This window comes from Viridibacillus arvi (genome assembly GCF_001274945.1).
Taxonomy (GTDB): domain Bacteria; phylum Bacillota; class Bacilli; order Bacillales_A; family Planococcaceae; genus Viridibacillus; species Viridibacillus arvi.
Window position 1 is genome coordinate 202570 of sequence record NZ_LILB01000007.1, and the last position, 24943, is coordinate 227512.

26 protein-coding genes are annotated in these 24943 nt (G+C 37.0%); 20 read left to right on the forward strand and 6 right to left on the reverse strand.

From position 1 onward, the window contains the following. Positions 1 to 106: 106 nt before the first annotated feature. Positions 107 to 931 carry an aminoglycoside N(3)-acetyltransferase gene (locus AMD00_RS18410; protein ID WP_053418501.1) on the reverse strand — a complete coding sequence of 275 codons (825 nt, stop codon included), beginning with the start codon at positions 929 to 931 and terminating at the stop codon, positions 107 to 109. 92 nt (positions 932 to 1023) lie between these two features. On the opposite strand from AMD00_RS18410, the gene AMD00_RS18415 reads away from it, so the two are divergent. The 3 genes from AMD00_RS18415 to AMD00_RS18425 all read left to right on the forward strand — a co-directional run bounded on the left by AMD00_RS18415 (position 1024) and on the right by AMD00_RS18425 (position 4229). Beyond that, positions 1024 to 2007: a DUF4003 family protein gene (locus tag AMD00_RS18415; protein ID WP_053418502.1), complete on the forward strand. Its 984-nt coding sequence runs from the start codon at positions 1024 to 1026 to the stop codon at positions 2005 to 2007. Between the two features lie 75 nt (positions 2008 to 2082). Continuing rightward, positions 2083 to 3510, forward strand: coding sequence for an aldehyde dehydrogenase family protein (locus AMD00_RS18420; RefSeq protein ID WP_053418503.1), 1428 nt, complete (start codon positions 2083 to 2085; stop codon positions 3508 to 3510). A gap of 242 nt (positions 3511 to 3752) precedes the next feature. Further along, the gene (locus AMD00_RS18425; RefSeq protein ID WP_053418504.1) at positions 3753 to 4229 is read left to right on the forward strand and encodes an acyl-CoA thioesterase; all 477 of its coding nucleotides are present in this window, start codon (positions 3753 to 3755) and stop codon (positions 4227 to 4229) included. 49 nt (positions 4230 to 4278) lie between these two features. Here the strand turns inward: AMD00_RS18425 and AMD00_RS18430 are convergent, their stop codons facing one another. Next, complete coding sequence (locus AMD00_RS18430; RefSeq protein WP_053418505.1) at positions 4279 to 4890, reverse strand: histidine phosphatase family protein; 612 nt, start codon at positions 4888 to 4890, stop codon at positions 4279 to 4281. Between the two features lie 105 nt (positions 4891 to 4995). On the opposite strand from AMD00_RS18430, the gene AMD00_RS18435 reads away from it, so the two are divergent. The 6 genes from AMD00_RS18435 to AMD00_RS18460 all read left to right on the forward strand — a co-directional run bounded on the left by AMD00_RS18435 (position 4996) and on the right by AMD00_RS18460 (position 9835). Next, positions 4996 to 5943, forward strand: a complete 948-nt coding sequence (locus tag AMD00_RS18435) for a hypothetical protein (protein WP_053418506.1) — start codon at positions 4996 to 4998, stop codon at positions 5941 to 5943. 148 nt (positions 5944 to 6091) lie between these two features. Next, complete coding sequence (locus AMD00_RS18440; RefSeq protein ID WP_053418507.1) at positions 6092 to 6871, forward strand: hypothetical protein; 780 nt, start codon at positions 6092 to 6094, stop codon at positions 6869 to 6871. After that, positions 6868 to 7233 (forward strand): GntR family transcriptional regulator, encoded by a 366-nt coding sequence (locus tag AMD00_RS18445; protein WP_053418508.1) that lies wholly within the window; start codon positions 6868 to 6870, stop codon positions 7231 to 7233. The genes AMD00_RS18440 and AMD00_RS18445 overlap by 4 nt, the downstream gene beginning before the upstream one ends. A gap of 2 nt (positions 7234 to 7235) precedes the next feature. Continuing rightward, positions 7236 to 7946 carry an ABC transporter ATP-binding protein gene (locus tag AMD00_RS18450; RefSeq protein ID WP_053418509.1) on the forward strand — a complete coding sequence of 237 codons (711 nt, stop codon included), beginning with the start codon at positions 7236 to 7238 and terminating at the stop codon, positions 7944 to 7946. Continuing rightward, a complete protein-coding gene (locus AMD00_RS18455; protein ID WP_053418510.1) occupies positions 7936 to 8859 on the forward strand; it encodes an ABC transporter ATP-binding protein in 924 nt (307 codons plus the stop codon). The genes AMD00_RS18450 and AMD00_RS18455 overlap by 11 nt, the downstream gene beginning before the upstream one ends. Beyond that, positions 8828 to 9835 carry an ABC transporter permease subunit gene (locus tag AMD00_RS18460; RefSeq protein ID WP_227751959.1) on the forward strand — a complete coding sequence of 336 codons (1008 nt, stop codon included), beginning with the start codon at positions 8828 to 8830 and terminating at the stop codon, positions 9833 to 9835. The genes AMD00_RS18455 and AMD00_RS18460 overlap by 32 nt, the downstream gene beginning before the upstream one ends. Positions 9836 to 9933: 98 nt before the next feature. On the opposite strand, the gene AMD00_RS18465 is transcribed toward AMD00_RS18460, so the two are convergent. Continuing rightward, the gene (locus AMD00_RS18465; protein WP_245639562.1) at positions 9934 to 11244 is read right to left on the reverse strand and encodes a globin-coupled sensor protein; all 1311 of its coding nucleotides are present in this window, start codon (positions 11242 to 11244) and stop codon (positions 9934 to 9936) included. A 323-nt stretch (positions 11245 to 11567) separates the two neighbouring features. Between AMD00_RS18465 and AMD00_RS18470 the strand changes: the two genes are divergently transcribed. After that, positions 11568 to 11771, forward strand: coding sequence for a hypothetical protein (locus AMD00_RS18470; protein WP_053418512.1), 204 nt, complete (start codon positions 11568 to 11570; stop codon positions 11769 to 11771). 40 nt (positions 11772 to 11811) lie between these two features. Here AMD00_RS18470 and corA read toward each other — a convergent pair whose 3' ends face one another. Both corA and AMD00_RS18480 read right to left on the reverse strand, forming a co-directional pair. Further along, a complete protein-coding gene (corA, locus tag AMD00_RS18475) occupies positions 11812 to 12774 on the reverse strand; it encodes a magnesium/cobalt transporter CorA (RefSeq protein ID WP_053418513.1) in 963 nt (320 codons plus the stop codon). Positions 12775 to 12921: 147 nt separating this feature from the next. Beyond that, on the reverse strand, positions 12922 to 13191 hold the full coding sequence (locus tag AMD00_RS18480; RefSeq protein ID WP_053418514.1) for a hypothetical protein: 270 nt from the start codon (positions 13189 to 13191) through the stop codon (positions 12922 to 12924). 149 nt (positions 13192 to 13340) lie between these two features. Here AMD00_RS18480 and AMD00_RS18485 point away from each other — a divergent pair, with 149 nt between their 5' ends. The 6 genes from AMD00_RS18485 (at position 13341) to radA (ending at position 20040) form a co-directional block, all read left to right on the forward strand. Then, positions 13341 to 13646 (forward strand): DUF4870 domain-containing protein, encoded by a 306-nt coding sequence (locus AMD00_RS18485; protein ID WP_053418515.1) that lies wholly within the window; start codon positions 13341 to 13343, stop codon positions 13644 to 13646. Positions 13647 to 13937: 291 nt separating this feature from the next. Then, positions 13938 to 14408 (forward strand): CtsR family transcriptional regulator, encoded by a 471-nt coding sequence (locus tag AMD00_RS18490; RefSeq protein WP_053418516.1) that lies wholly within the window; start codon positions 13938 to 13940, stop codon positions 14406 to 14408. A gap of 15 nt (positions 14409 to 14423) precedes the next feature. Further along, positions 14424 to 14987: a nucleotide excision repair protein gene (locus tag AMD00_RS18495; RefSeq protein WP_053418517.1), complete on the forward strand. Its 564-nt coding sequence runs from the start codon at positions 14424 to 14426 to the stop codon at positions 14985 to 14987. Beyond that, the gene (locus tag AMD00_RS18500; RefSeq protein WP_053418518.1) at positions 14977 to 16098 is read left to right on the forward strand and encodes a protein arginine kinase; all 1122 of its coding nucleotides are present in this window, start codon (positions 14977 to 14979) and stop codon (positions 16096 to 16098) included. The genes AMD00_RS18495 and AMD00_RS18500 overlap by 11 nt, the downstream gene beginning before the upstream one ends. Beyond that, a complete protein-coding gene (locus AMD00_RS18505) occupies positions 16088 to 18526 on the forward strand; it encodes an ATP-dependent Clp protease ATP-binding subunit (RefSeq protein WP_053418519.1) in 2439 nt (812 codons plus the stop codon). The genes AMD00_RS18500 and AMD00_RS18505 overlap by 11 nt, the downstream gene beginning before the upstream one ends. Before the next feature lie 137 nt (positions 18527 to 18663). Continuing rightward, entirely contained in the window at positions 18664 to 20040 is a 1377-nt protein-coding gene (radA, locus tag AMD00_RS18510) for a DNA repair protein RadA (RefSeq protein WP_053418520.1), read from the forward strand. Between the two features lie 41 nt (positions 20041 to 20081). Here radA and AMD00_RS18515 read toward each other — a convergent pair whose 3' ends face one another. Further along, entirely contained in the window at positions 20082 to 20744 is a 663-nt protein-coding gene (locus tag AMD00_RS18515; RefSeq protein WP_053418521.1) for an acetate uptake transporter, read from the reverse strand. A 309-nt stretch (positions 20745 to 21053) separates the two neighbouring features. Between AMD00_RS18515 and AMD00_RS18520 the strand changes: the two genes are divergently transcribed. The 4 genes from AMD00_RS18520 (at position 21054) to gltX (ending at position 24920) form a co-directional block, all read left to right on the forward strand. Then, on the forward strand, positions 21054 to 22151 hold the full coding sequence (locus tag AMD00_RS18520; RefSeq protein WP_053418522.1) for a PIN/TRAM domain-containing protein: 1098 nt from the start codon (positions 21054 to 21056) through the stop codon (positions 22149 to 22151). A gap of 63 nt (positions 22152 to 22214) precedes the next feature. Continuing rightward, on the forward strand, positions 22215 to 22904 hold the full coding sequence (gene ispD / locus AMD00_RS18525; RefSeq protein ID WP_281173089.1) for a 2-C-methyl-D-erythritol 4-phosphate cytidylyltransferase: 690 nt from the start codon (positions 22215 to 22217) through the stop codon (positions 22902 to 22904). 2 nt (positions 22905 to 22906) lie between these two features. Further along, positions 22907 to 23383 (forward strand): 2-C-methyl-D-erythritol 2,4-cyclodiphosphate synthase, encoded by a 477-nt coding sequence (gene ispF, locus AMD00_RS18530; protein ID WP_053418523.1) that lies wholly within the window; start codon positions 22907 to 22909, stop codon positions 23381 to 23383. A gap of 76 nt (positions 23384 to 23459) precedes the next feature. Beyond that, a complete protein-coding gene (gltX, locus tag AMD00_RS18535) occupies positions 23460 to 24920 on the forward strand; it encodes a glutamate--tRNA ligase (protein ID WP_053418524.1) in 1461 nt (486 codons plus the stop codon). Positions 24921 to 24943 lie beyond the last annotated feature (23 nt).

The window sequence follows — 24943 nt, forward strand, 5'->3', positions numbered from 1 at the left end:
CAGTCGCCGGTACAATACCGACAACTGGTTGGATAAATGCTTTTTTGATCCCTGTCTTAAATACAGGGGTCAGTTCCACTTCATGCTAGAGACCCTTTTCTTTTTCTTATTCTTCAGGAGTTTTTGCATGATCATTTAGCCAAATTGTACCGTATTCAATAAGTGGTTTCATTGCAATAACTTTAGTGATGGCTTGTCCTAACGTCCCATAATGTACATGTTCAGAATACGCCTTTTCAAATGAGTTACCAATCTCAAGGAAGCGGTCTGAATCTACATTGAGCATATCAAAGGTAACCCATTGGCGCTTACCTTCAATCAACATAGCCGCCCCTTGAGGAGATGTATTTTGTGCATTTGCAAGGTACTCTGATAAATGAAGTGCTGTACAGGAATCATAATCAACACCAATCAATAATATCTTCATATCGTGTTGAAACATTTTACCAAGAGGAGATGTAAGTCCAAATGAGCTTTCAATTGGATGTGAATTCATCCATTCTTTTGCATTTAATCCCCATGCCATAAAGGAATGTGCTGGATGCATGCTACGAACTGTTGAAGGGTGTCTTAGAAAGCATTCTGCTATTTTACCCATACCACGTAAGGAAGATAAATGTGGATCATAAGCTGGCATTGAATCACGAATTGATTGATGCCAAGGCTCTGGTACTGGCGGTAGTGCCCAATATGATGGTTCAGAATTAGTAGCGGATTGGGAAGGCATAACAATTGTACCTTTTTCAGTTATACTCTCCATTAAAGCCTCAATTACGGCCTGTTCAGCACCTGCAATCCATCCCATTTTGCTAAGGGAAGAGTGAACAATTATAGAATCACCCACACGTATGCCAAGCTCTTGGAGTTGTACTTTTAACGTGTCTTTTGATTGAAAGATATTCGTTTGTTGTATGACATCAAATTCTGTCATGCTACTCACCTCACTCGTAAATTATTTACATTATAACAAAATGAAACCAATCATTAACCAATACGTAAAATTTAAAAAAGGAGATGGATATTATGGAAATGATGCAAGTGAAGCGAGATATACAAGATACATATGAAAGATTGAAAAATGCTGTGGGCTGGGGTGTAGATAAACGCTTTTTAATTTCTATAGCTAGCTATTATGTTACAACTGGACGTACATTTAATGCAAAACGATTTATAGAAATATCAGATGAAATTAAAGCGCAGACAAAATTATTATCACCCCTAAGATCCCATATTCATCATAGTATGGTTGCTTTCTTAGATAGCACAGATGAGATGCCAAGTACAGCAGTAGGACTATTAATAGCACGTGAAGAGACCTTGAAGCAAGCAGGATTTAAGCGGTCGATGTATTCATATTTAGCAGCTCTTTTTATCAATAGTGATGTTATACCGGAAGAAGAACAAGCGAATAAAGGGAAAGAGCTTTATGATGCAATTCGAAAACATCATCCGTTTCTTACATCACATGAAGATATTCCATTTGCTGTGCTACTAAGTAAACAAGAAGGGGATATACAAGAACGCGCTACGACAATGAATGATTATTTTAAGGATTTAAAGGGGAATGGTTTTTATAGTAGTGATGAATTACAATGGACGTCACAAATTATGACCATTACAAACGCTGGATATAATCGCAAACTTATAGAAAATGTGTTGAATGTACGTGATTATTTTAAAAAAGCGGGTATTAAAGTAAAGAGACCGCATTATATGGTAATTGGTTTGTTGGGAGCTATCGGTGCGAAAGATGAACTCCTACAGAAAATTGTTTCTGTCTATTATGAACTTGAACAGATGAAGCTTTTTAAATGGGGTTATAAAGAGATGATTTTACCTATTGCGGTCCAGCTTGAAACAAAACATTTAATCGAAACACAAACTGGAACGACAATGACAGTACTCACATCTATAGAATCTATTTTACAGGCTCAGCAAGCTGCAATGATTTCTACCGCTGTAATTGTCAGTGCATCAACTGCAGCAAATAGCAATGGTAGTAATTAAACGCCCACCTGCACCGGTTCAAAAAAATAGTGATAATATGGAAGGTGTTGTGAACTACATATAGGAGGAATTCAAATGGAAGAAAAGAAACTTTGGATAGATGGTAAATGGGAAGATACAGTAGAAAGCTATGAGCTACAATCTCCTTATAGTGGTGAAGTAATTGCTAAAGTGGCAAAGGGAACAACAGCAGATGTGAAACGGGCTATTGAAGGAGCACATAATGCTTTTCAATCTTATAAAAAAACAACGGCATACGAGAGAGCAGAAATTTTATATCGTGTTGTTGAAATTATGCGTAGACGTCGTGAGGAATTAGCGGAAATTTTGACGTTAGAGGCGGGAAAACCAATTACAGCTAGCTTAAGTGAGTTGGATCGTACTATTGCAACGTATCAATTTGCAGCAGAGGAAGCGAAACAACTACATGGTGTGACAGTACCGATGGACGCAGCACCAGGGGTAACGAATCGAATCGGTTGGACAAAGCGCGTACCACTTGGTGTGGTCGCTGCTATTACACCATTTAACTTTCCGTTTAATTTGGTAGCACATAAATTAGGGCCAGCTTTTGCTGTAGGAAATGCTGTTGTCTTAAAGCCGGCATCTCAAACGCCATTAAGCAGTATTGTGATGGCAGAAATTTTTAAAGAAGCGGGTTTACCAGATGGTGTGCTTCAAATTGTTACGGGTAGCGGCAGTGAGCTTAGTGAGGAGCTTGTTACAAATTCAGCAGTAAAAAAAGTAACTTTTACAGGAAGTGGAGCTGTTGGATTGAAAATCAAAGAACAGGTCGGCTTACGTAAAATCACACTCGAACTTGGTTCAAATGCAGGATTAATAATAGAGCCAAGTGCACCGATTGAAAAAATTGTAGGACGTTGTGTGAACGGTGCATTCGGTTTTGCGGGGCAAGTTTGTATTTCATTGCAACGCATTTTTGTTCATGAATCGATTTACGATGAATTTACGAAGGCGTTCGTGGCAGAAACAGAAAAACTAAAAGTGGGTAATCCGTTTGATAAATCGACGGATGTCAGCGCAATGATTAATCCAAAAGAAGTAACAAGAATTACAGAGTGGATTGAAGAAGCAAAAACCCAAGGGGCAATCGTCGCCACTGGCGGAACATTCACTGAACGTACGTTGACACCAACCGTCATGACGAATGTCGAAACAGATATGAAAGTAGTTTGTCAAGAAGTATTTGCACCTATTGTGTCGATTGTTCCATATGAAACATTCGACAAAGCTATCGATTTATTAAACTCATCTGACCTTGGTTTGAATGCAGGCATTTTTACAAATAAGCTAGACGATGCTTTGCGTGCAGCCGATGAATTAGAAGCAGGATCTGTAATTATTAATGATATTCCCACATTCCGTACAGATAATATGCCATATGGTGGCGTGAAAATGAGTGGTTATGGTCGTGAAGGAGTTAAATTTGCAGTTGAAGGAATGACAGAATTGAAATTTATTACGGTAAACACTGGTCTTTAAAATAAAATAATGATTCCTTGTAGAATACGAATGGCTTTAACTGGAGAAGCTATAAAATGAAATCTAAAATTATTAGTATCATTAGTTTACTAAGAAGGTTTTCCTTAGGGAATTTTAAGTTAGTAAACGGTCATAAATGATTTTAGATATTATTTTAATCTGAATTGTAGAAAAACAAACGCATTAACTTTAAAATAACATTAGCTTGAGAAAGCAAAATGATCTAGGAGCGTGTTTAGAAAATGACAGAAGCAATTCCAATGAAAGAGTCTCGCACTATACAATCGAAATTAGTCTTGCCACCAGATACAAATCATATGAACTCTATCTTTGGAGGAAAAGTTTTAGCTTATATTGACGAAATTGCTGCAATTACATCAATGAAGCATGCAAAAAGTGCTGTAGTTACAGCTTCTATTGATTCAGTTGATTTCGTATCACCTGCTCATGTAGGTGATGTTTTAGAACTAGAAAGTATAGTGACTTCTACTGGTCGATCTTCTATGGAAGTGTATGTACGTGTAATTTCCCGAGATCTATTAACAGGAGAACAAAAATTAACTACGGAATCTTTTGTAACAATGGTTGCAGTTGATGAGAATGGTAAACCTATTCCTGTGCCCGGTGTGTTCCCAGAAACAGAAGCGGAAAAACGATTATTCGATACTGGTCCTGCACGTCGTGAGCATCGTAAAGCGAAGCGTTTAATGCCACACTGATAATAAACCGTCCTTCATGCATGGAATCATGTATAGAAGGACGGTTTTTTTATTCAAAATGTGAAGTGTCCCCAACTATTTTAAAGGTTGCTTGTCCATCATTATCTATTTCTACAACGGTTAAGCTTGTACCGTGAATAAAAGGGGGATCCCAAAGAGAATTTAATGGATTCCCTTTAAAATAATTAATAAGTAATTTTTTCACAACACTATGTGTAACGATTAAGACATTTCCTTCTGGGTCTGCTTCAATTATACGATTTAAAACTGAAAGAACTCGCTTTTCAACGTCATGAAAACTTTCCCCGGATGTAGGTTTGAACTGCTCAGGCTGCTCATAATAAGCAACGTACTGTTCAGGGAATGTGGATTCAATATTACTTAAAGTCATTCCCTGCCATTCTCCCGCATTAATCTCTCGTAAATCTTCGTCTAAAATGGTTGTTACTTCGCGTCCCTTCAAAAGAATTTCTGCAGTTTGTACAGTGCGCCCGCTTGGACTAATATAGGCTACTGAAAAAGGAATATTCTTTAACTTATGAGCTAATTTCCCCGCATCTTGATGACCTTTTTCTGTTAAAGGAGAGTCAGACCAACCTTGCATCCTCTTTGCTACATTCCACTCTGTTTGTCCATGTCTTGTTATATATAAAGTAACCAAAAGATCACCCTCTCACGATTATTCTTTTAGTTTATCAAAATAAATGAAACCATTTCATTAACTTTTTCGTATGTTAATAAAAGGTAATTGTGGGAGGTCGGGTAAATGTTACAACAAATAGATGGTCGACAAGCAGAATTAAAGCTTGAAATGGATAAGAGAGATAAAGTTTTGCGTCGTCAAATTGCGCTTCAAGAACAACTTGAAGAGATAGGTAGACGTTCAGAAAGATATTATAGAAAGTTACAGAAAGAAACAAAGGATGTCGATAAACTAGATCGATTTTCATTTTTAAATATGTTTAGAACATGGACAGGCAAGCAGGACGAAATTCGATTAAAGGAATTGTCGGAAATGGCATCAGCCGAAGCGAAGTGGCGTGAGGCTGAGAAGATGAAAGAGACTTTACAAGCTGATTTAGCAGAGATACAAACAGAACTTTACAACCCTATATGGCAAAATATTGAAGATAGATGGTCTGCAATTATTAAGGAAAAGGAAGATTTTATTTTCAATAACAATTTACCAGAGTGTCGTCTATTGGGGGACTTGTATGAAGAAAGAACGTTACTAACGACTTTACATCGAGAAATTAAAGAAGCAATAAAAGCTGGGGACGTAGCGAAGAGATCACTACAGTTTGCTCTAAAACGATTAGATAATGCTGAAGGCTACTCTACATGGGATACGTTTTTAGGAGGTGGTTTTATTGCGACTGCTTTAAAACACGGTGAATTAGATGATACCGAAAATGCTATACATAAAGCACAGGTTGCACTTCAAAATTTTCAAACAGAATTATTAGATGTAAGGGAGATTCAAGTTGAAAATTTACAAGTCGAAAGAGGTTCATTTATAACATTTGCGGATTATGTGTTTGATGATATCTTCTCTGAATGGTCATTGCATTCGCGTATTAAATCATCACAAAAGCATGTAGAACAAACATTGAATCAAGTGATTGCTACTTGTGATGAACTATGTAAACGCTTGGAAATGACAGAGGAGAAAGAAACGCAAATTCAGAAAAAAATTGATGCTATTTTAGGGTGAATTAAATTTAGTAATAGCAAGGTATGGAACGTTTAACTGAATAGCATTTTGCCAAGGTGTTAAGTAATCAAATTACAATTCCACTTGCGTTTTACCTTTTTTTAGGTGTACTATGTAACTAGTACACTAGAGCATGCGAGGGATACTTATGAAAAAATGGAATGGCCTATTTCAAAGAGAGTGGTTATTATATCGTTCTTGGATATGGGGAGTTATATTGGCCACTGTGGTAACAATTTTTCTGGTACCAGTAGGACTGATGAAGATGTTCGATTGGGATGGAATATATGTGGAAATCGCACTTGTACTAACAGGTTTATGGGTGCTCTTACAGAGTTTTATCGTATTGATCCAATTCTGTATTAGTCTAAATCAAGATGCTAAAAGAATAGACGTGTGGTTACATACACCTGCTACTACTGGGCAAATTATAAGCTCTAAAATTGCTTTTAGTATCCTTTTTGAAATTGTTGTGTTTATCGTGTTGGGTGTATTGGGTATTACTTTGCTAGTAGCTAGCCATATAGCTGAATTAGGAGAGTTAATTTTACTTGGGATTCATCTTCTACTCCTACTCGTTTCAAACTCGTTGTTTATGTTTGTTGTTGTGTTATTATTATGGATTTTCCATATGAAAATGAGACATTACACTGGAAAATTTACTGGATTTATTACCGTGGTCGTTGGAATTGTATCCTCTTTACTTTGGTCGAAAATGTTAGAGTTAGCATGGATGAAAAAGTGGCTTTATACATTTGAAATCAAATCGACTGTAGTTGGAAAAGTGGTACCAAAGATTACTGATATCCCAGGCACACTAGAAATTCAGAATCTTTATTTAGGTTCTATTCTATTTTATGCCATCGTAACAATTCTCTTCTACGCTATAGCGCTAAAGTGGTTCGACCGAGGAGTTGAACAACGATGAGTGTAGATTTTTTGAAGGATAAACCAATTTATCAACAGCTTGTAGATCGTATATGCGGTGATATTATTCGTGGAAGCTTAAAATCGGGAGACCGCCTTCCATCAGTTCGGGAATATGCTGTTGAAGCCGGGGTTAATGCGAATACAATGCAGCGTGTATACAAGGAGTTGGAGCAATTGGATATTACGGAAACGAAACGTGGTCAAGGTACATTCGTGACGGAAAACCGTGAGCGACTAGCTGAACTACGTGAAGAGATGAAGCTAGGATTAGTTGAAAGCTTCATTCACAACATGGAGTCATTAGGTTTTACTCAAAGAGAAATGATAGAGGTATTGCAAGCAAAGGAACGAGGTGAGTAAGTATGATTACAGTTGATAAAATCTCAAAAAAATATGGCAAAAAAACTGTATTATCCGATGTTTCTTTTACCATTCCAAAAGGGAAAATTATAGGGTTAGCTGGAGAAAATGGAAGTGGTAAATCTACACTGCTAAAAATTATTGCTGGTTTACTACATCCTACGGGTGGAAGAGTGCAGCTAGATGGTAGAAGGGCAAATCGAGGAAGTGCTGAGCACATCGCTTACTTACCTGACTTGGATTTATTTTATCCATACTTTACGGGAGAAGAACTTTTCCGTTATTACGACACACAATTTGTAGACTTTCATTATGACAAAGCTTGTATTGTGGCGCAATTTTTGAATATTCCATTAGATGTAAAACTTAAGAATATGTCAAAGGGTAGTCGTGGGCGTGTGAAAATGGCAGCTACACTGGGGAGAGATGCATCTTATTATTTAATGGATGAACCATTCTCTGGTTTTGACCCACTTGTACGAGAGAATTTGATTAAAGGGCTAATTCAATTTACAGATTCAGAAACACAAACAATTTTTCTTTCGACTCATGAAATTAGGGAAGTTGAGCCTTTGTTGGATAGTATTATCGTTCTTCAAAAAGGAAAGATTGTAGGGCAGGAAGAAATTGAAAACATCCGCGAAATATACAACCAAGATACGATTACATGGTTGAAAAATTTATTGAAGGAAGGTGACAAAGTTGGACAATAAACCAATTGTTGAACTGAAGAATTTATCGAAAACAATTAAAGGTAAGAAGATTATCCATGATTTAAATTTAGCTTTGTATCCTGGTCAAATTACGGGCTTTTTAGGACCAAATGGTGCGGGGAAAACGACAACAATCCGTATGATGGTAGGGCTTATGAAGCCGACGAGCGGTGAAGTTTTCATCGATGGGCAGTCGGTCCAAAGGCATTTTGAGGAAGCGATTAGCAAAGTAGGTGTAATCGTAGAAAACCCTGAGATGTATAAATACTTATCGGGCTATAAAAACTTGGAACATTTTGCGCGTATGAATAAAAACGTAACAAAAGAGAGAATTAACGAAGTTATTCGCCAAGTAGGTTTAGAAAATCGTATTCGTGAAAAAGTATCGACGTACTCGTTAGGGATGCGTCAACGTTTAGGTTTAGCACAGGCTTTGCTAAATAAACCTAAGTTTTTAATATTAGATGAACCTACGAATGGCTTAGATCCAGCAGGTATTCGAGAATTCCGTAACTACTTACGTAAAATTGCGGAGGAGGAAGGTGTCGCTGTTTTCGTATCAAGTCACTTACTCTCTGAAATAGAATTAATGTGTGACAGAATTGCAGTTATCCAAAATGGTAAGTTAATTGATATGCGTGAAATGAAAGATGATGAGCAATCACATTATTATATTGAAACAGAACAAAATGCTAATATCACGACAGTCTTTGCTGATGCGGGTGTTGTTTTTGAACAGCATGAAAAGGGATGGCTCATACAGGCAGAGAAAACAAAAATTCCAGCAATAGTGCAGTCGCTTGTTGCAAGTGATATTAATATTTATGAAATAAAACCTTATCATAAAACGTTAGAAGATCAATTCTTAGAAATGACAGGAGGTGGCCAAATTGCTGAAACTAATTCAAAATGAGTGGATGAAGTTATGGCGTAAAAAAGCCACTTGGATTATGTTAATCATGCTCATAGTAATAGTAATTGGTATGGCTGGGTTAAATAAGTGGATATCATCTAAGTATGGTTCTGCTGAGGATTCAACAGGCGGAGTAGTAACAATAGAAAATGCTGATGGGAAAGATGCACCAAAGCTGAGTTGGCAAGAACAGGAAAAAGCTGTTATTGCTGAGAATGAAAAAATGCTAAAAGAAGATAGTCTATCTAAAGATGAAAAAGAAGATCTAATCGAGCAAAAAAGTATTTCAGAATATCGCTTGAAGAATGATATTGCACCTGAAAATAACATGAGTACGGAAAGTTTTGTGTTAGGCTCTAGTGGTATGTTGTCGCTAGTTACTATGTTTGTTGTCGTTATTGCAGCTGGAATTGTGGCAATTGAGTTTTCAGAAGGCACAATTAAAATGTTATTAACGAGACCAGTGAAAAGATGGAAAATACTTACATCTAAATTTGCGACAGTATTATTATTTGGGATAGTAATGGCAGCAGTCACATGGATTACCTCAACGATCATTGGGTTTATATTATTTGATACAAGTGGTGAAGGTTATTTGAAATGGAATGGCAGTGAAGTAGTGGAACAGTCGATTTGGCTACGCTCATTGTATTTATATTTAATTTCATCAGTTAATATTTTTGTAACGGCAACATTTGCATTTATGATTGGATCAGTTTTCCGTTCAAATGCATTAGCAATTGGTATTTCAATGTTCCTATGGTTTATGGGAAGTACGATTGTTGTTTTCTTAAGCAAATATGAAATTGTAAAATATTTATTCTTCACTTATACGGATTTAACACAGTTTGTGAATGGTTATGTAATAGTTGAAGGAACAACGATGACACTTGCCCTAGCCGTGTTATCTGTTTACGTAATTATTTTCATGGCGATTAGTTATATTGTTTTCACTAAACGAGATGTTACAGCGTAATAGAGTCTAGTTTATGGCTTTTATGGAATAAAGAGATTTTATCAATAATATAAGACAGGCGGTTTACTATGAATCTCATAGCAAACCGCCTGTTTTTCTTAATTTAATTGGCTTGTAATTTCAATTAGATGGTCAGAAGATGCAGATACTTGAGCAGCTCCTTGGCTCAAATCCTCAAGCAAATGAGAAATACTAGTAATGTCTTTTGTTGTATTTTCATTTTTTTCTTTTATACCTGCAACCGCCTCTGCAATAATGTTGAATGATTGAGATAGGGTATTTTGCATATCAACGCCTTTAGAGATTTGAACATCGACATCCTTAACTGAACTGGACATATTCTCAATGTTATTTTCGGTGTCTTTAATAAGGAGTGATACATTTCGAACAGCACTCTTCGTTTCCTCAGCTAATTTACGTACTTCATCAGCTACAACAGCGAAGCCTTTACCATGTTCACCAGCACGAGCTGCCTCAATCGACGCATTTAATGCAAGTAAATTCGTTTGATCTGCAATATCTGTTACGAGACGAACAATCTGTGTGATTTCATTAGAAGAAATACGTAATCTATTCATTGTTTCATCTAATAAAGTGACGCTGGAAGACATTTTGTTCATCAATTTTGTTTGTGCGTCTAATAGCTCTCTGCCACTATCAGATTTTTCTTGAGTAGAAGTTACGAACATTAAACCTTGTTGAGTTGATTGGGCAATGTCATCTGATTGGCTAGCTAAAGATTGTAGTGAAGCAGTTGTTTCTTGGCTAATTGCACTAAGCTCTTGTGCCGTACTTTGAACTGAGACAACAACTTTTTGTTGCTTTTCATCTGAATTCTCCCTAATACGGTCTTGTTCATTTTCATATGCCTCAATAACTAGTTGTTGTTCAAGATTTATTAATTTTGAAAATGCACTAATTGCTAAAGTCGATTCCCTCGCACTTAGTTCTAGACTATTAACAAAATGAATGAAAGAGGTAGTTAAAGATTGGAATGAATTAATATACCATTTCGATTGTAAGCCTATGCGAACGTGTACTTGTGCGATAACCTTACGTTGTTTAATGTAATCATCATTAATATTACACTCAAACATTTCTGATAGGTGACGTGTTAATGTTACTTTTAATTTGTTGATTTCAGAATGCTTTTGAATAATACCCATTAAAGCGTCAGATTGGCTAATAGCTTCATAAAATTTCTCGACCATTTCGTTGATGAGATCCTGAGTTAATGGTTGTAGTTGTTTTAAAATAGCTAAATCTTGCTTGGTTAGATCTAATAATTGAAATTGTTTTTGTATATCATGATGTCTAGTTACGTTTAAAGTAACTTGATTCATATAGTGTTCTGTTTGAAAATAGGGTTCTTTTTCTTTTCTAGTTCTTCTCATTGTCCAAATTGACACGTCAATGTCTCCATTCTACTATAAGCGAAGTTTAGTTTATGATGATTCTATTCTACCATTTTTAACGTATCTATAGACATAACATAGATTTCTTTTTATTGAGAAATTAGTAATATTTAATTAATAAATAGGGGATTTTGAAGTTAATATTAAAGGTATAAAGTAATGCGTTGAGGATTTGATGGAACTGCGTATTAGAAAAGCTCTTTTAAAACTGATATAGAGAAGTGAACAATCGATGTCACATATTATTTCACCGTGTTCTGGTAGTGCGTCCATGCTACAATAAAAGAAATGTCTTGAAGAAAAGGATGTATTGGTCAATGGATCGTAAGCGAGGAATGAAATTTGCGTTACCAATTATGGCAGTTGTAGTGGTATCGGCGTTGATGTTATTGAATAAGGATTATACAGACGTTCCTTTGAACTCACGTATAATGATTGCCGTAGGTGCAGCATTATTTTCAGGTGCCATTTCTTTTGTATTATTTGGTTTAAAAGATGCTAAAGACGATGAACTAAAATAAAACGCAGACTCTCCTCAAATTGTGGGGAGCCTGCGTTTTTTTATGGTTTGAATAAGTCGAACCAACCTTTGTATTTAAACCATACTAACATGGATACGGCAATAAAAAGCATAATAGCTAAAACGATAAAGTAGCTGTAATACCAATGTAATTCAGGCATGTTTTCAAAGTTCATACCGTAAACACCTGCTATGAAGGTTAGCGGAATGAAAATAGATGAGATAATGGTCAAGATCATCATTATGCCGTTCATGCGACTTGCATTCATAGACATATGACTATCGCGCATATCAGCGGTAAGTTCACGGTTTGATTCAACCATTTCTGTTAGCTTTATCAAATGGTCATGAATATCGGCAAAGTAAGCACGTTCGGATTTGATCAATGTAAAGCGTTCGGAGTTTAAAATACGATATAAAAGGTCACGCATCGGTAAAATGGTACGGCGAATATGAAGTAAATCACTACGCAAATCAAATACATAGCGCATAGATTTTGTGTTGCTTTGATAGTTTAGCTCGTCCTCAATCGTATTTAAATGATCTTCAATGTTGTATACCATTGGGAAATAGCTATCTACGATTTTATCTATCGCTTGATAAGTAACGAAAATAGCACCGCTTTTCCAATACTGTGGTTGATCATTTATACGCGAACGGACGATATCAAATTCAGGTACTGGCGATTTATGAAAAGTCACAACAAATTTTTCGGAAACGAACATATTAACCTCTTCGGCTTCAAAGGTCTCTTCGTTTAACTTATGTGCAACTAAAAATTGGTAGTCGTCATAATAATCGAGTTTTGGTCGTTGTAATCGCATTAAACAGTCTTCAATAGCTAGTGGATGAAAGTGAAAGAATGTGTCTAGCAGTAGTTCTTCTTCCACAGTAGGTTCATCAAAATCAACCCAATACCATTCAAAAGTATTATTGCGTAATTCTTCTAGTGGAAAATCCATTTTTAGTTCTTGATTAATAGTAATGCCAAGGGTCCGAATCATAGATCGTCCTCATTTCAACTAATGTATAACTATCCTCTCATAAACGGTATCGTATTGTCACGGGAAGAAATCGAATAGAACATAATATAATATAAATAGTAAAGAGGGCGCTTATGCATAGCGGCCCTCTTTTTTATGTTAAGGTATTTAGTTATCACTTAGGAAAAGGCTTGATATAAATTGATCTCTATGACTTTTATCGGTTGAGTCTTCAATAGAATTCTGATCTTGATACAGGACATCAGACTCACTTATTGAATTGATGATTTTTATTTTATGCTCAATGGTTTTAGAGCATGAGGAAGTTTTAGATTCGCAATCATTTGAAAATGAATTTTTCAATAAACAATACGGCATTGCAATGAAAATGATTAAGCATAGTGCGATGCTACCGATGAATAATAATGCTTTTTTCAAAGGAAAAACTCCTCTCTTTCTTTTGTTACTTCAGAGGACGAATCGAAATAAAGAATGTTCCTTTTTGATGAGGATATGAAACTAATGAATTTTTGTATCGTATACATAGAATAAGAAGTATATTAATTTATGAAAGTGAGTTGCTCTAAATGGAATCAAAAGGATTAAAAGTGATTCTTCATGCAAGTGCATTTTTTGCTCCGTGTTTAGTACCAATCCTATTTTATATATTTATTGATGATAAACAAATTAAGCGTTTGTCTATTCAAGCGCTATTGTTCCAGTTTGTTATGTGGGTATTAGTCATTGTATCGGGGATCTTAAGTTTTTTATTAATTGGACTTCCATTCTTAGTAGTCTTTTTGATAATGGGCGTTGTCGTTCCAGTAATAGGTATTGTGAAGGCTCTTAATGATACAGATTGGGATTATCCGATTGTTGGGAAATGGTATTAATACGAAAAAACCGCGATGGCATTTGCTGTCGTGGTTTTTTGTTTGAGCAGAATATTAGATAGGTGAAACGGGTATCTTGAGAAAGTAGGATGCTTTTAACTTCCGATTCCTTAATCAAAACTGAAAATACATTTTCGATTTGAAGGTATGGGTGCTTTTCGAGGTTAAACAGGCACCTTACACATTTCAATGAGCATTTCAATTGCGTGTTTTTTATTAGGCTGTGTATAATGTAGTCAAATATAGTCAAAGATAGTCAAAGTCAGTGATGCAAGCGAGGTGGAATTTGAAATGCGTAATATCTCTGACATAATAGAAGGTTATTTGAAAGAGGTTATCGAATTAGGTGGAGAAGGACATATTGAGATAAAACGGAGTGAAATTGCTGATAAATTTCAATGCGTACCCTCCCAAATTAATTATGTGATAAATACTCGATTTACCGCCGAGCGTGGCTATTTGGTTGAAAGTAAACGCGGCGGTGGAGGATATATACGAATTTTGCGTGTCAAAGCTAGTTCAAAGTCAGATTTAATTGACCAAGTGATTGAGCAAGTGAATGAAGGTGCTTCACAAACTATGACGAATGATTTAATTTTCCGTTTAATTGACGAAGGTGTAATTACGAAAAGAGAAGCTAAAATGATGTTAGCAGCTCTTGATCGTTCTGTGTTACGAATAAATTTACCGGTACGTGATGAGCTACGCGCGCGTATCCTACAAGCAATGCTACTGACTATAAAATATGACAAGCAATTGTAAAAGAGGTGCGAGGGTATGATTTGTGAAAACTGTAAACAAAGACCGGCCACTATCACGGTGACACAAATGAAGAATGGCAAAAAAACGACAAGGCATTTCTGTGAAGTGTGCAATAAACAACTTGATTCTTTCCATTTGAACCTCGACTTTAATGCCGATCCAATTTCAATGCATAAACTTTTTTCAAATTGGTTTGGTACACCGAGTTGGTCAGTTTCAGCACCAAATGTAAATGAGCAGAAAACGCAGGAACAGGAGAATTGTCCTGAATGCGGCATGACATACCATCAATTTTTGAACGAGGGAAAATTTAATTGCCCTGGTTGTTATGAAACTTTTAAAGAGCAGCTACCTCAGGTCTTAAAACGTTTGCATAATGGAGCCGTGGAACACGTTGGAAAAGTGCCAGGTTCTATCAACGAGCTATATCAATTAAAAAGACAAATCGAGGCAATTCGTTTGGACATGAAAGTGGCCATAGAGGAAGAGCGGTTTGAAGATGCAGCAGCTATGCGGGATAATGTCCGCTCTCTTGAAAAAAAGTTGCAAGTAGGAGGTGAGTCTCAAGATGAACATTGAGCACTTTTTACACAATCCAACGACAAATTGGATGCAAGAAGAAGGACAATACGGTGATATCGTCATGAGTACTCGCATTAGGTTAGCACGTAACTTAACAGATTTCCGTTTTCCAAGAGCTTTTTCTGATGAAGAGGCAATGCAAATTGATAAGGCTGTTTCGAATGTATTGATTGATGCAGACGATGAGGAAGAACAACATTTTCAGTTCTCTTATTTTTCTTTGCATGACATGCCTGCATTGCAGCGTAAAGTATTAGTAGAAAAGCATTTAATCAGTCCTCAGCTTGCAGATAAAGAGAGAGTTGGATCGGTTTTACTGTCAAAAGATGAATCGATTAGCGTAATGATTAATGAAGAGGATCATATTCGTATTCAATGTTTACAGCCAGGCTTACAATTAGAAAAAGCTTATGAAAGTGCCGATCAAATTGATCGTCTATTAGAGCATCATTTACCGTATGCTTTTGATGATACATTTGGTTATTTAACAAGTTGCCCTACAAATACAGGAACAGGTTTGAGGGCGTCTATTATGATGCATCTACCCGCATTAACTATGACAAACCAAATTGGTTCACTCATAAGTACGATGCCACGACTTGGTATGGTTGTGAGAGGAATGTATGGTGAGGGGACTGAATCGGTTGGAAATTATTATCAAATCTCCAATCAAATTACACTTGGTAAATCAGAAAAGGATATTTTATTAGATTTACAAAGTGTTACTGAACAAATTATTCAAAAAGAGACAGAAGCACGTACAGCATTAATAGAGCATGCATCAATTGCTTTAGCTGATCGTCTCAATCGTTCATTGGGAACTTTACTTTATGCCAGAATTTTAACGAGCGAAGAAGCGGCAAATTGTTTATCTAACGTTCGATTGGGTATATATTTGGGTATAATCCAGAATATACCTATTGCTGTTTTGAACGAATGTATGCTTTATATGCAGCCGGGCTTTTTACAACAACATGCAGGTACTACACTTCAACCAAACGAACGAGATGTGTATCGAGCAAGTTTGTTGCGAGAACGATTGCAATGCAATAGAGAATTAAAAAAAGGTCATTCTGACGAAGAGGGAGAGGATTCTTATGATGTTTAATCGATTTACTCAACGCGCACAAAAAGTGCTTCAACTGGCACAAGAAGAAGCTATTCGTATGAAACATGAATCAATTGGTACTGAGCACATTTTGCTTGGCTTAATTCGTGAAGGTGGCGGCATTGCAGCTAAAGCGCTTGAAGCAATTGATATTAGCTCTGAAATGATAGAAGAAGGTATTGAGGAGTTAGTGGGTGTAGGTACAAAAGACGTTGGTCCAATCGTACATTACACACCTCGTGCAAAAAAAGTAATCGAACTATCTGTCGATGAATCACGTAAACTAGGTCACTCGTATATCGGTACAGAGCACTTATTATTAGCCCTTATTCGTGAAGGAGAAGGCGTAGCAGCTCGTGTTTTAAACAATGCAGGAGTTAGTTTAAATAAAGCGCGTCAACAGGTGTTGCAGTTGTTAGGTAGTCATGATCATGCTCAAAATGCAAATAGTGCTACTCAAGCTGCAAGTACACCAACGTTAGATAGCTTGGCACGTGATTTGACTCAAGTTGCAAGAGACGGCAGCTTAGATCCAGTAATTGGCCGTAGTAAGGAAATTACACGAGTAATTGAGGTACTATCTCGTCGTACTAAAAACAACCCAGTTTTAATCGGGGAACCAGGTGTCGGTAAAACGGCAATTGCGGAAGGCTTAGCTCAACAAATCGTCAACAATGAGGTACCTGAAATTTTACGTGATAAACGTGTTATGACACTTGATATGGGAACAGTCGTGGCGGGTACAAAATACCGTGGTGAATTCGAGGATCGCTTGAAAAAGGTGATGGATGAAATTCGCCAAGCAGGCAATGTTATTCTCTTTATTGATGAATTACACACATTAATTGGCGCAGGTGGAGCAGAGGGTGCTATTGATGCATCGAACATCTTGAAGCCGTCGCTAGCACGTGGAGAATTACAATGTATCGGTGCTACAACATTGGATGAATATCGTAAATACATCGAAAAGGACGCTGCATTAGAGCGTCGTTTCCAACCAATTCAAGTCGATGAACCAACTGTTGAGGAAGCAATCCTTATTATTAAAGGTTTACGTGACCGCTATGAAGCACATCACCGTGTGAAAATTACGGATGAAGCTATTGATGCAGCTGCGAAAATGTCAGACCGTTATATTTCGGATCGTTTCTTACCAGATAAGGCTATTGATTTAATTGATGAAGCGGGATCTAAAGTAAGGTTGCGTTCTTATACAACTCCTCCAAACTTAAAAGAGCTTGAGCAAAGATTAGAAGCGATTCGATCAGAGAAAAACGCTTCTGTTCAAAGTCAAGAATTTGAAAAAGCGGCTTCGCTTCGCGATACTGAACAAAAATTAAAAGAAGAATTAGAATCTACAAAGAAAACGTGGAAAGAAAAACAAGGTAAAGAAGAATCTAAAGTAACTGTTAATGACGTGGCTGAAGTTGTTTCTGTATGGACGGGGATACCAGTATCGAAGTTAGCACAAGAGGAATCAGCTAAATTACTTAACCTTGAAGAAGAGTTGCATAAACGTCTTGTTGGTCAAACTGAGGCAGTTGAAGCAATCTCGAGAGCAATCCGTCGTGCACGTGCAGGGTTAAAAGATCCGAAGCGTCCAATCGGTTCATTTATTTTCCTTGGACCAACTGGTGTTGGTAAAACTGAACTTGCTCGTGCGTTAGCAGAAGTAATGTTTGGTGATGAAGATTCTATGATCCGAGTTGATATGTCTGAGTACATGGAAAAACATTCGACTTCAAGACTTGTCGGCTCACCTCCAGGGTATGTAGGGTTTGAAGAAGGCGGTCAGTTGACAGAAAAAGTCCGTCGTAAACCATATTCAGTTATTTTACTTGATGAAATTGAGAAAGCACATCCGGATGTCTTCAATATTCTATTGCAAGTATTGGAAGATGGTCGTTTAACAGATTCTAAAGGACGCGTAGTAGACTTTAGAAATACAGTTGTTATCATGACATCAAATGTAGGTGCTTCAGAACTTCAATATAGAAAATCACTCGGTTTTAGCTCAGCTAACGCAAAAGACGTACACAAAGATAATAAGAGTGTGACAATGTCAGAATTGAAAAAAGCATTCCGCCCTGAGTTCTTAAACCGTATTGATGAAATGATTGTCTTCCATGCGCTGCAAAAAGAAGAATTAACGAAAATCGTTGCGCTAATGGCAAAACAATTGACAAAACGTTTGCAAGAACAACATATCGAACTAGAGTTAACTGACGCAGCTTTAGATAAAATCGCTAAAGAAGGTTATGATCCACAGTATGGTGCTCGTCCTTTACGTCGAGCAATACAAAAACATGTGGAAGACCGTTTATCTGAAGAGATTTTAAAAGGTACAGTGTTAACAGGTCAGCGTGTCATTTTCGATGTTGAAAACGATGAGTTCGTTGTAAATATTAAAGAGTTTGTAACAAAATAATTCATTCTAATGATGAAATTTTGTAGTTCGCTACTTAATTCATCAAAGGTCTGAGAAAGCAGGGCATTCCGAACAACATGTTTGGAGTGCCTTGTTTTATAATAGAGAGAACAATAGAAGGATTAGTGGGAGGAAATATGGTTAAAAAGAAAACGAAATTTTTATGTAATTCTTGTGGTTATGAATCACCTAAATGGATGGGAAGATGTCCTGGGTGCGGTGAATGGAATAAGATGGTGGAAGAAGTAGAAGTCATTTCTAAAGGACCTAGAGGAGCGTTCCAGCACTCATCAACTACTTCTCAAAAGGCTATGCCAATTATTTCGATTGAGACAGAAGATGCACCTAGAGTTGAAACAGAACTAGATGAATTGAATCGTGTATTGGGTGGAGGCGTAGTGCCAGGCTCTTTAGTGTTAATTGGTGGCGATCCTGGTATCGGTAAATCCACACTTCTTTTACAAGTTTCAGCGTTGCTCTCTAATAAAGGTCATAGGGTACTCTATATTTCTGGTGAGGAATCCATCCGCCAAACAAAGTTACGTGCAGAGCGACTAGGTGTGAAGTCAGCAGAGTTATATATTTACTCCGAAACGAATTTGGAGTTTTTAAATCAAACAATAGAAGAAGTTCAACCGAAGTTTGTCATTGTTGACTCCATTCAAACCGTGCATCATCCAGAAGTAACTTCTGCACCAGGTAGTGTATCACAAGTGCGTGAATGTACTGCTGAATTAATGCGTATTGCTAAGACAAAAAATATTGCCATTTTCCTTGTTGGGCATGTAACAAAAGAAGGGCAAATAGCAGGTCCACGTATTTTAGAACATATGGTAGATACGGTTCTTTATTTTGAAGGAGAGCGTCATCATACGTATAGAATATTACGTAGTCAAAAAAACCGCTTTGGGTCAACGAATGAAATTGCCATCTTTGAAATGTTACAGGGTGGTTTAAAAGAAGTATTAAATCCTTCTGAATTGTTCTTGCAAGAACGTTCGCAAGGGGCAGCGGGTTCTAGCGTCGTTGCCTCAATGGAAGGGACACGCCCAATATTAGTTGAGATCCAAGCTTTAGTGACGCCTTCGAGCTTTAACTATCCGAAACGTATGGCTACAGGCATTGATCAGAATCGTGTGTCGTTGTTGATGGCAGTACTTGAAAAGCGTATGGGTATGCTGCTACAAGCTCAAGATGCATATATTAAAGTTGCAGGTGGAGTAAAATTAGATGAACCAGCAATCGATTTAGCAGTCTTAACAAGTATTGTTTCAAGCTATCAGGACCGTGCTGTGAATGCAGGAGACTGTATTATAGGTGAAGTAGGTTTAACAGGTGAAGTGCGTCGTGTATCGCGTGTGGAGCAGCGTGTTCAAGAGGCTGCAAAGCTAGGCTTTAAACGTGCCATTGTTCCGGCCTCTAACATAGGAGGTTGGGATTATCCAGCTGGTATTGAAGTCGTTGGGGTAGAGACGGTAAACGAGGCGCTGAAACTTTGCTTCCGTGATTTATGATGTAGTGAATGAAAGCGACAACCAAAAGGTTGTCGCTTTTTCTAAAATGATTGGTTATTTGTTTGTAAGTGAGCGGTTTTTTCTTTTTCCATTGGTTTAGTAATAATTCCGAAGGGTTTACCTAAAGGTAAAAATTCGAAACCAAAATGTTTGTTCAAAACATTTGCGCCAGCACCGTATAAAGATAGGATGGCAATGCCAAACTCAGAATAAGCCGCTAGAAGGTGCATGCCGTGTTCCATGATACCAAGTGAACTTAGTGATAAGCCAACGAATAAAAAATTGATTAAGAAGAAGATGAAGAATAGTACTTTATTTGTTTCTAATGCACCAATGGTCATAAATATTGTAAAGACAAGGTACCCTATGTATACGAATCCTAATTGATGTACATCAGCACTTTCTTGTAACGTTAACCCAAAGGTTCCGGATTGAACAAACCAAGATGTAGCGACTGCCATCCAAAAAAGTCCATAAGCTCCGAAGGCAGTAGTACCGAATGTATTATTATGTTTAGAATCTAGTATAGAGGCATAAAATTGTGCGATACCGCCTAAAAATATTGCCCAGGGAATGACTAGACCTACACCTTCAGTCCATCCTAATTTTTGAGATGAGGCTACAAGTGTAACGATGGCTAGTCCAAAAAGCCCGATGCCTGATGGATCGGCAGTTGTTATTTTAATATCTTTGGTTTGATTCATAACAATCCTCCTATTTTGCGTTGTGAATTTTCTCGAATATGAAGATTGTAACCGATTTCAATAAATGTGACATGGCGATGTCACATTTGACTAAAGGATGGTCATTAACAAGAGGGATTTCTGTTGTAAAGAGCATATTCTGTTTAATTTATAAATTATCTTTTTGCGTAAAAAGCTGTTTTTCCTAGATAATTGGAAGTGGAAAGTAGAAAAAACATGCAATATAATTGATTTGAATTGCCTAAGGGGTTTGCCGAGCAAATAAAAGGCAAACTATGTATAATTAAAACTATAAAGGAGGTGTTCATTTTGTTGAAAATAGTTATTCAAGTTGCTTTCTTATTTATCGGAGGTACGTTGGGTTTATTATTTTTACCGCCATTATACGAATTCATTCATTTATCCTCAAACCCATGGCTAAATAATCCATATGTGTCAGTTGCAATTGGCGCATTCATTTTGTTTGGATTTTCATTTTTATTTTCCGATTCATGTGTCCGTTTTATTCGTTGGATGGAAGACAAGTTATTGAAAGCTCCAGTTGGTGATTTGTTATTTGGCACATTAGGTTTGATAGTAGGATTAATTGTGGCGTATTTTATTGGGTTTTCGATTGATAGTATACAACTGCCGCTCATTAAGCCGGTTTTACCAATATTATCTATTGTACTTGGGTATTTAGGATTTCAAGTAGGTTTTAAAAAACGGGATGAATTGCTTCACGTATTTTCGGCAGCAAGAGCAAGTAATTTAGCTAAAAAGAAAAGTTCAGATGAAGTGGCTTCAGAAACACCAGCAACTGCTTATAAACTACTAGATACTAGTGTTATTATTGATGGGCGTATTGCTGATATTTCGGGAACTGGTTTTATAGAAGGTACATTAGTTGTTCCACAGTTTGTATTAACAGAATTACAACATATTGCAGATTCGTCAGATACGTTGAAACGTACTCGGGGGCGTCGAGGTCTTGATATTTTGAGAACTTTACAGGATGAAAGAGCAACGGATATTTTAATTACAGAAGTGGATTTTGACGATATTCAAGAAGTGGATTTAAAATTAGTTCGTTTAGCTAAAAAAATGAGTGGGCAAATTTTAACCAACGACTTTAATTTAAATAAAGTGTGTGATCTCCATAATGTTGCGGTTCTAAATATTAATGACTTAGCCAATGCTGTGAAGCCTGTCGTTATTCCAGGTGAAGAGATGCATGTGGTTGTTATCAAGGATGGTAAGGAACACAATCAAGGAGTTGCTTATTTAGATGATGGTACAATGATTGTTGTGGAGGAAGGAAAATCCTATATTGGGCAAGCAATTATAGTCGTTGTGACAAGTGTTTTACAAACTTCTGCCGGTCGTATGATTTTTGCAAAACCAAAAAGTGGCGGTAAAGCAGCATAATAGAAAACAAAAAGAGACAGGGCAATTTGCCTTGTCCTTTTCCATGAGTAGGACGTGAAAATTTTGAAACAATATGATGTTATTTTACCAGCAGCTGGTAGCGGTAAGCGTATGGGTGCGGGACATAACAAATTGTTCTTAGAACTACGAGAGAAGCCAATATTAATCCACACACTTGAGGTCTTTGAACAAGACTCTGCATGTAAGGGGATTTGGTTGGCGGTAAAGCCTGAAGAACGAGAATATATCCAATCGCTCCTTGTGAAATATAATATTAAAAAAGTTAAAGCTTTACCGGATGGTGGAGCAGAACGCCAAGATAGCGTGTATTCTTGTGTTAAAAAAGTAGAAGATGGTGAAATTGTACTTGTTCATGATGCTGCTAGACCGTTTATCACAATTCCGGTTATTCACAAACTAGTAGAGGCTGCAGAAGAGAAGGGCGCGGTAATTGCTGGTGTGCGTACAAAGGACACGATGAAAAAAGTTGAAAATGGTGTCATAGTTGAGACGGTAGATCGTTCTAACTTATGGATGATTCAAACACCTCAAGCATTTCAGTTTACAATTTTGCAAGAAGCAGAACATGCTGCGGAGAAGGATCGATTTTTAGGAACCGATGAGGCTATGTTAGTTGAACGTTTAGGCCTGGTCGTACATATCGTTGAAAGTAGCTACGACAACGTTAAAATAACAACAAAAGAAGATTTAGTATTTGGAGAGGCGATTTTAAGCCAACGTATAGGAGGATAACTATGTTTCGAGTAGGACAAGGGTTTGATGTACATGCATTTGAAGAGGGTCGACCATTAATTATCGGAGGTATTACAATTCCTCATGAAAGAGGTTTAGTAGGTCATTCGGATGCTGATGTTTTATTACACACAATAACGGACGCTGCTTTGGGCGCAATCGGTGAAGGGGATATCGGTCGTCATTTCCCAGACACAGATCCTGAATTTAAAGATGCTGACTCAGCAAAGTTATTAGAATATATTTGGAAAATCGTTGAAGACAAAGGATATGTATTAGGTAATGTAGATTGCACAATTATGGCACAACGACCTAAAATGGCACCGTATATCGAACCTATGCGTAATCGAATTGCGGAACTCTTAAATGCAGAACCTGATCAAGTAAATGTCAAAGCAACAACAACTGAAAAATTAGGATTTACAGGTCGCGAAGAAGGAATTGCTTCAATGGCGACCATTTTACTAATAAAAAAATGACTTCCTTTAAATTTTAAACTTGCAGTGGTAAAATGAACAAAGTGAATTTTTGCAGGAAAACTAGGAGGATTATATCATGACTAAAAAAGTTCGTGTTCGTTATGCACCAAGTCCAACGGGACATTTACACATTGGTGGCGCACGTACAGCTTTATTTAACTACTTATACGCAAGACACCATGATGGAGATTTCATCGTTCGTATTGAAGATACAGATATTGAGCGTAATATCGAGGGTGGCGAAGCTTCTCAATTAGATAACTTAAAATGGTTAGGTTTGGAGTATGACGAATCAGTTGATATCGGTGGACCTTATGCACCGTATCGTCAAATGGAGCGTTTAGATATCTATCGTGACCATGCGTATCAATTAATCGAAAAAGGTATGGCTTATAAATGCTTCTGTACTTCAGAAGAATTAGAAGCTGATCGCGAAGTACAAAAGTCAAATGGTGTAGCGGCTCCAATGTACAATGGGAAATGCCGTCATTTATCTGCTGAAGAAGTTGCAGCAAAAGAAGCTGCTGGTGAAGCGTTCACAATCCGTATGCGCGTTCCTGAAGGCGTTACATACAAATTCGATGATTTAGTTCGTGGTGAGGTATCATTCGAATCTAAAGATGTTGGTGATTGGGTACTAGTCAAAGCGAATGGAATTCCAACATATAACTATGCAGTTGTATTGGATGACCACTTTATGGAAATGACTCATGTATTCCGCGGTGAAGAGCATTTATCAAATACACCAAAACAATTAATGATTTTTAATGCATTTGGTTGGGAAGCTCCAAGCTATGGTCATATGACTTTAATTGTTAATGAAAATCACAAAAAATTATCAAAACGAGATGAGTCTATTATCCAATTCGTTTCGCAATATCGCGATCTTGGTTATTTACCAGAAGCAATGTTCAATTTCTTCGGTTTATTAGGTTGGTCACCAGAAGGCGAAGAAGAAATCTTCTCCAAAGAAGACTTCATTCGTCTATTTGATGAAAAACGTCTTTCAAAATCTCCATCTATGTTTGATAAACAAAAATTAACGTGGATGAACAACCAATATATTAAAAAATTATCTCATGAAAAAGTAGTAGAACTGGCATTACCTCATTTGCAAAAAGCAGGTCTATTGCCAACTGAGTTAACAGAAGAGCAGCAAGCTTGGGCATCTGATTTAATCGGACTCTATCATGAACAAATGAGCTTCGGTGCTGAAATTGTTGAGTTAACTCAATTGTTCTTTACAGATGAACTTGCATACAATGAAGAAGAAAAAGAAATATTAGCTGGTGAACAAGTTCCAGAAGTAATGGCTTCATTCAAAGCGCAATTAGAAGCTTTAGAGGAATTTGAACCAGCAGCTATTAAAGCAGCTATTAAAGCAGTGCAAAAGGAAACTGGCCACAAAGGTAAAAACCTATTCATGCCGATCCGTGTTGCTACAACAGGTGAAATGCATGGTCCAGAACTTCCAAACTCGATAGCATTATTAGGTAAAGAAACAGTCATTAAACGTGTCGAACAATTTATCAAGTAATTTAGTTTGCTTTTTTCCAGCTT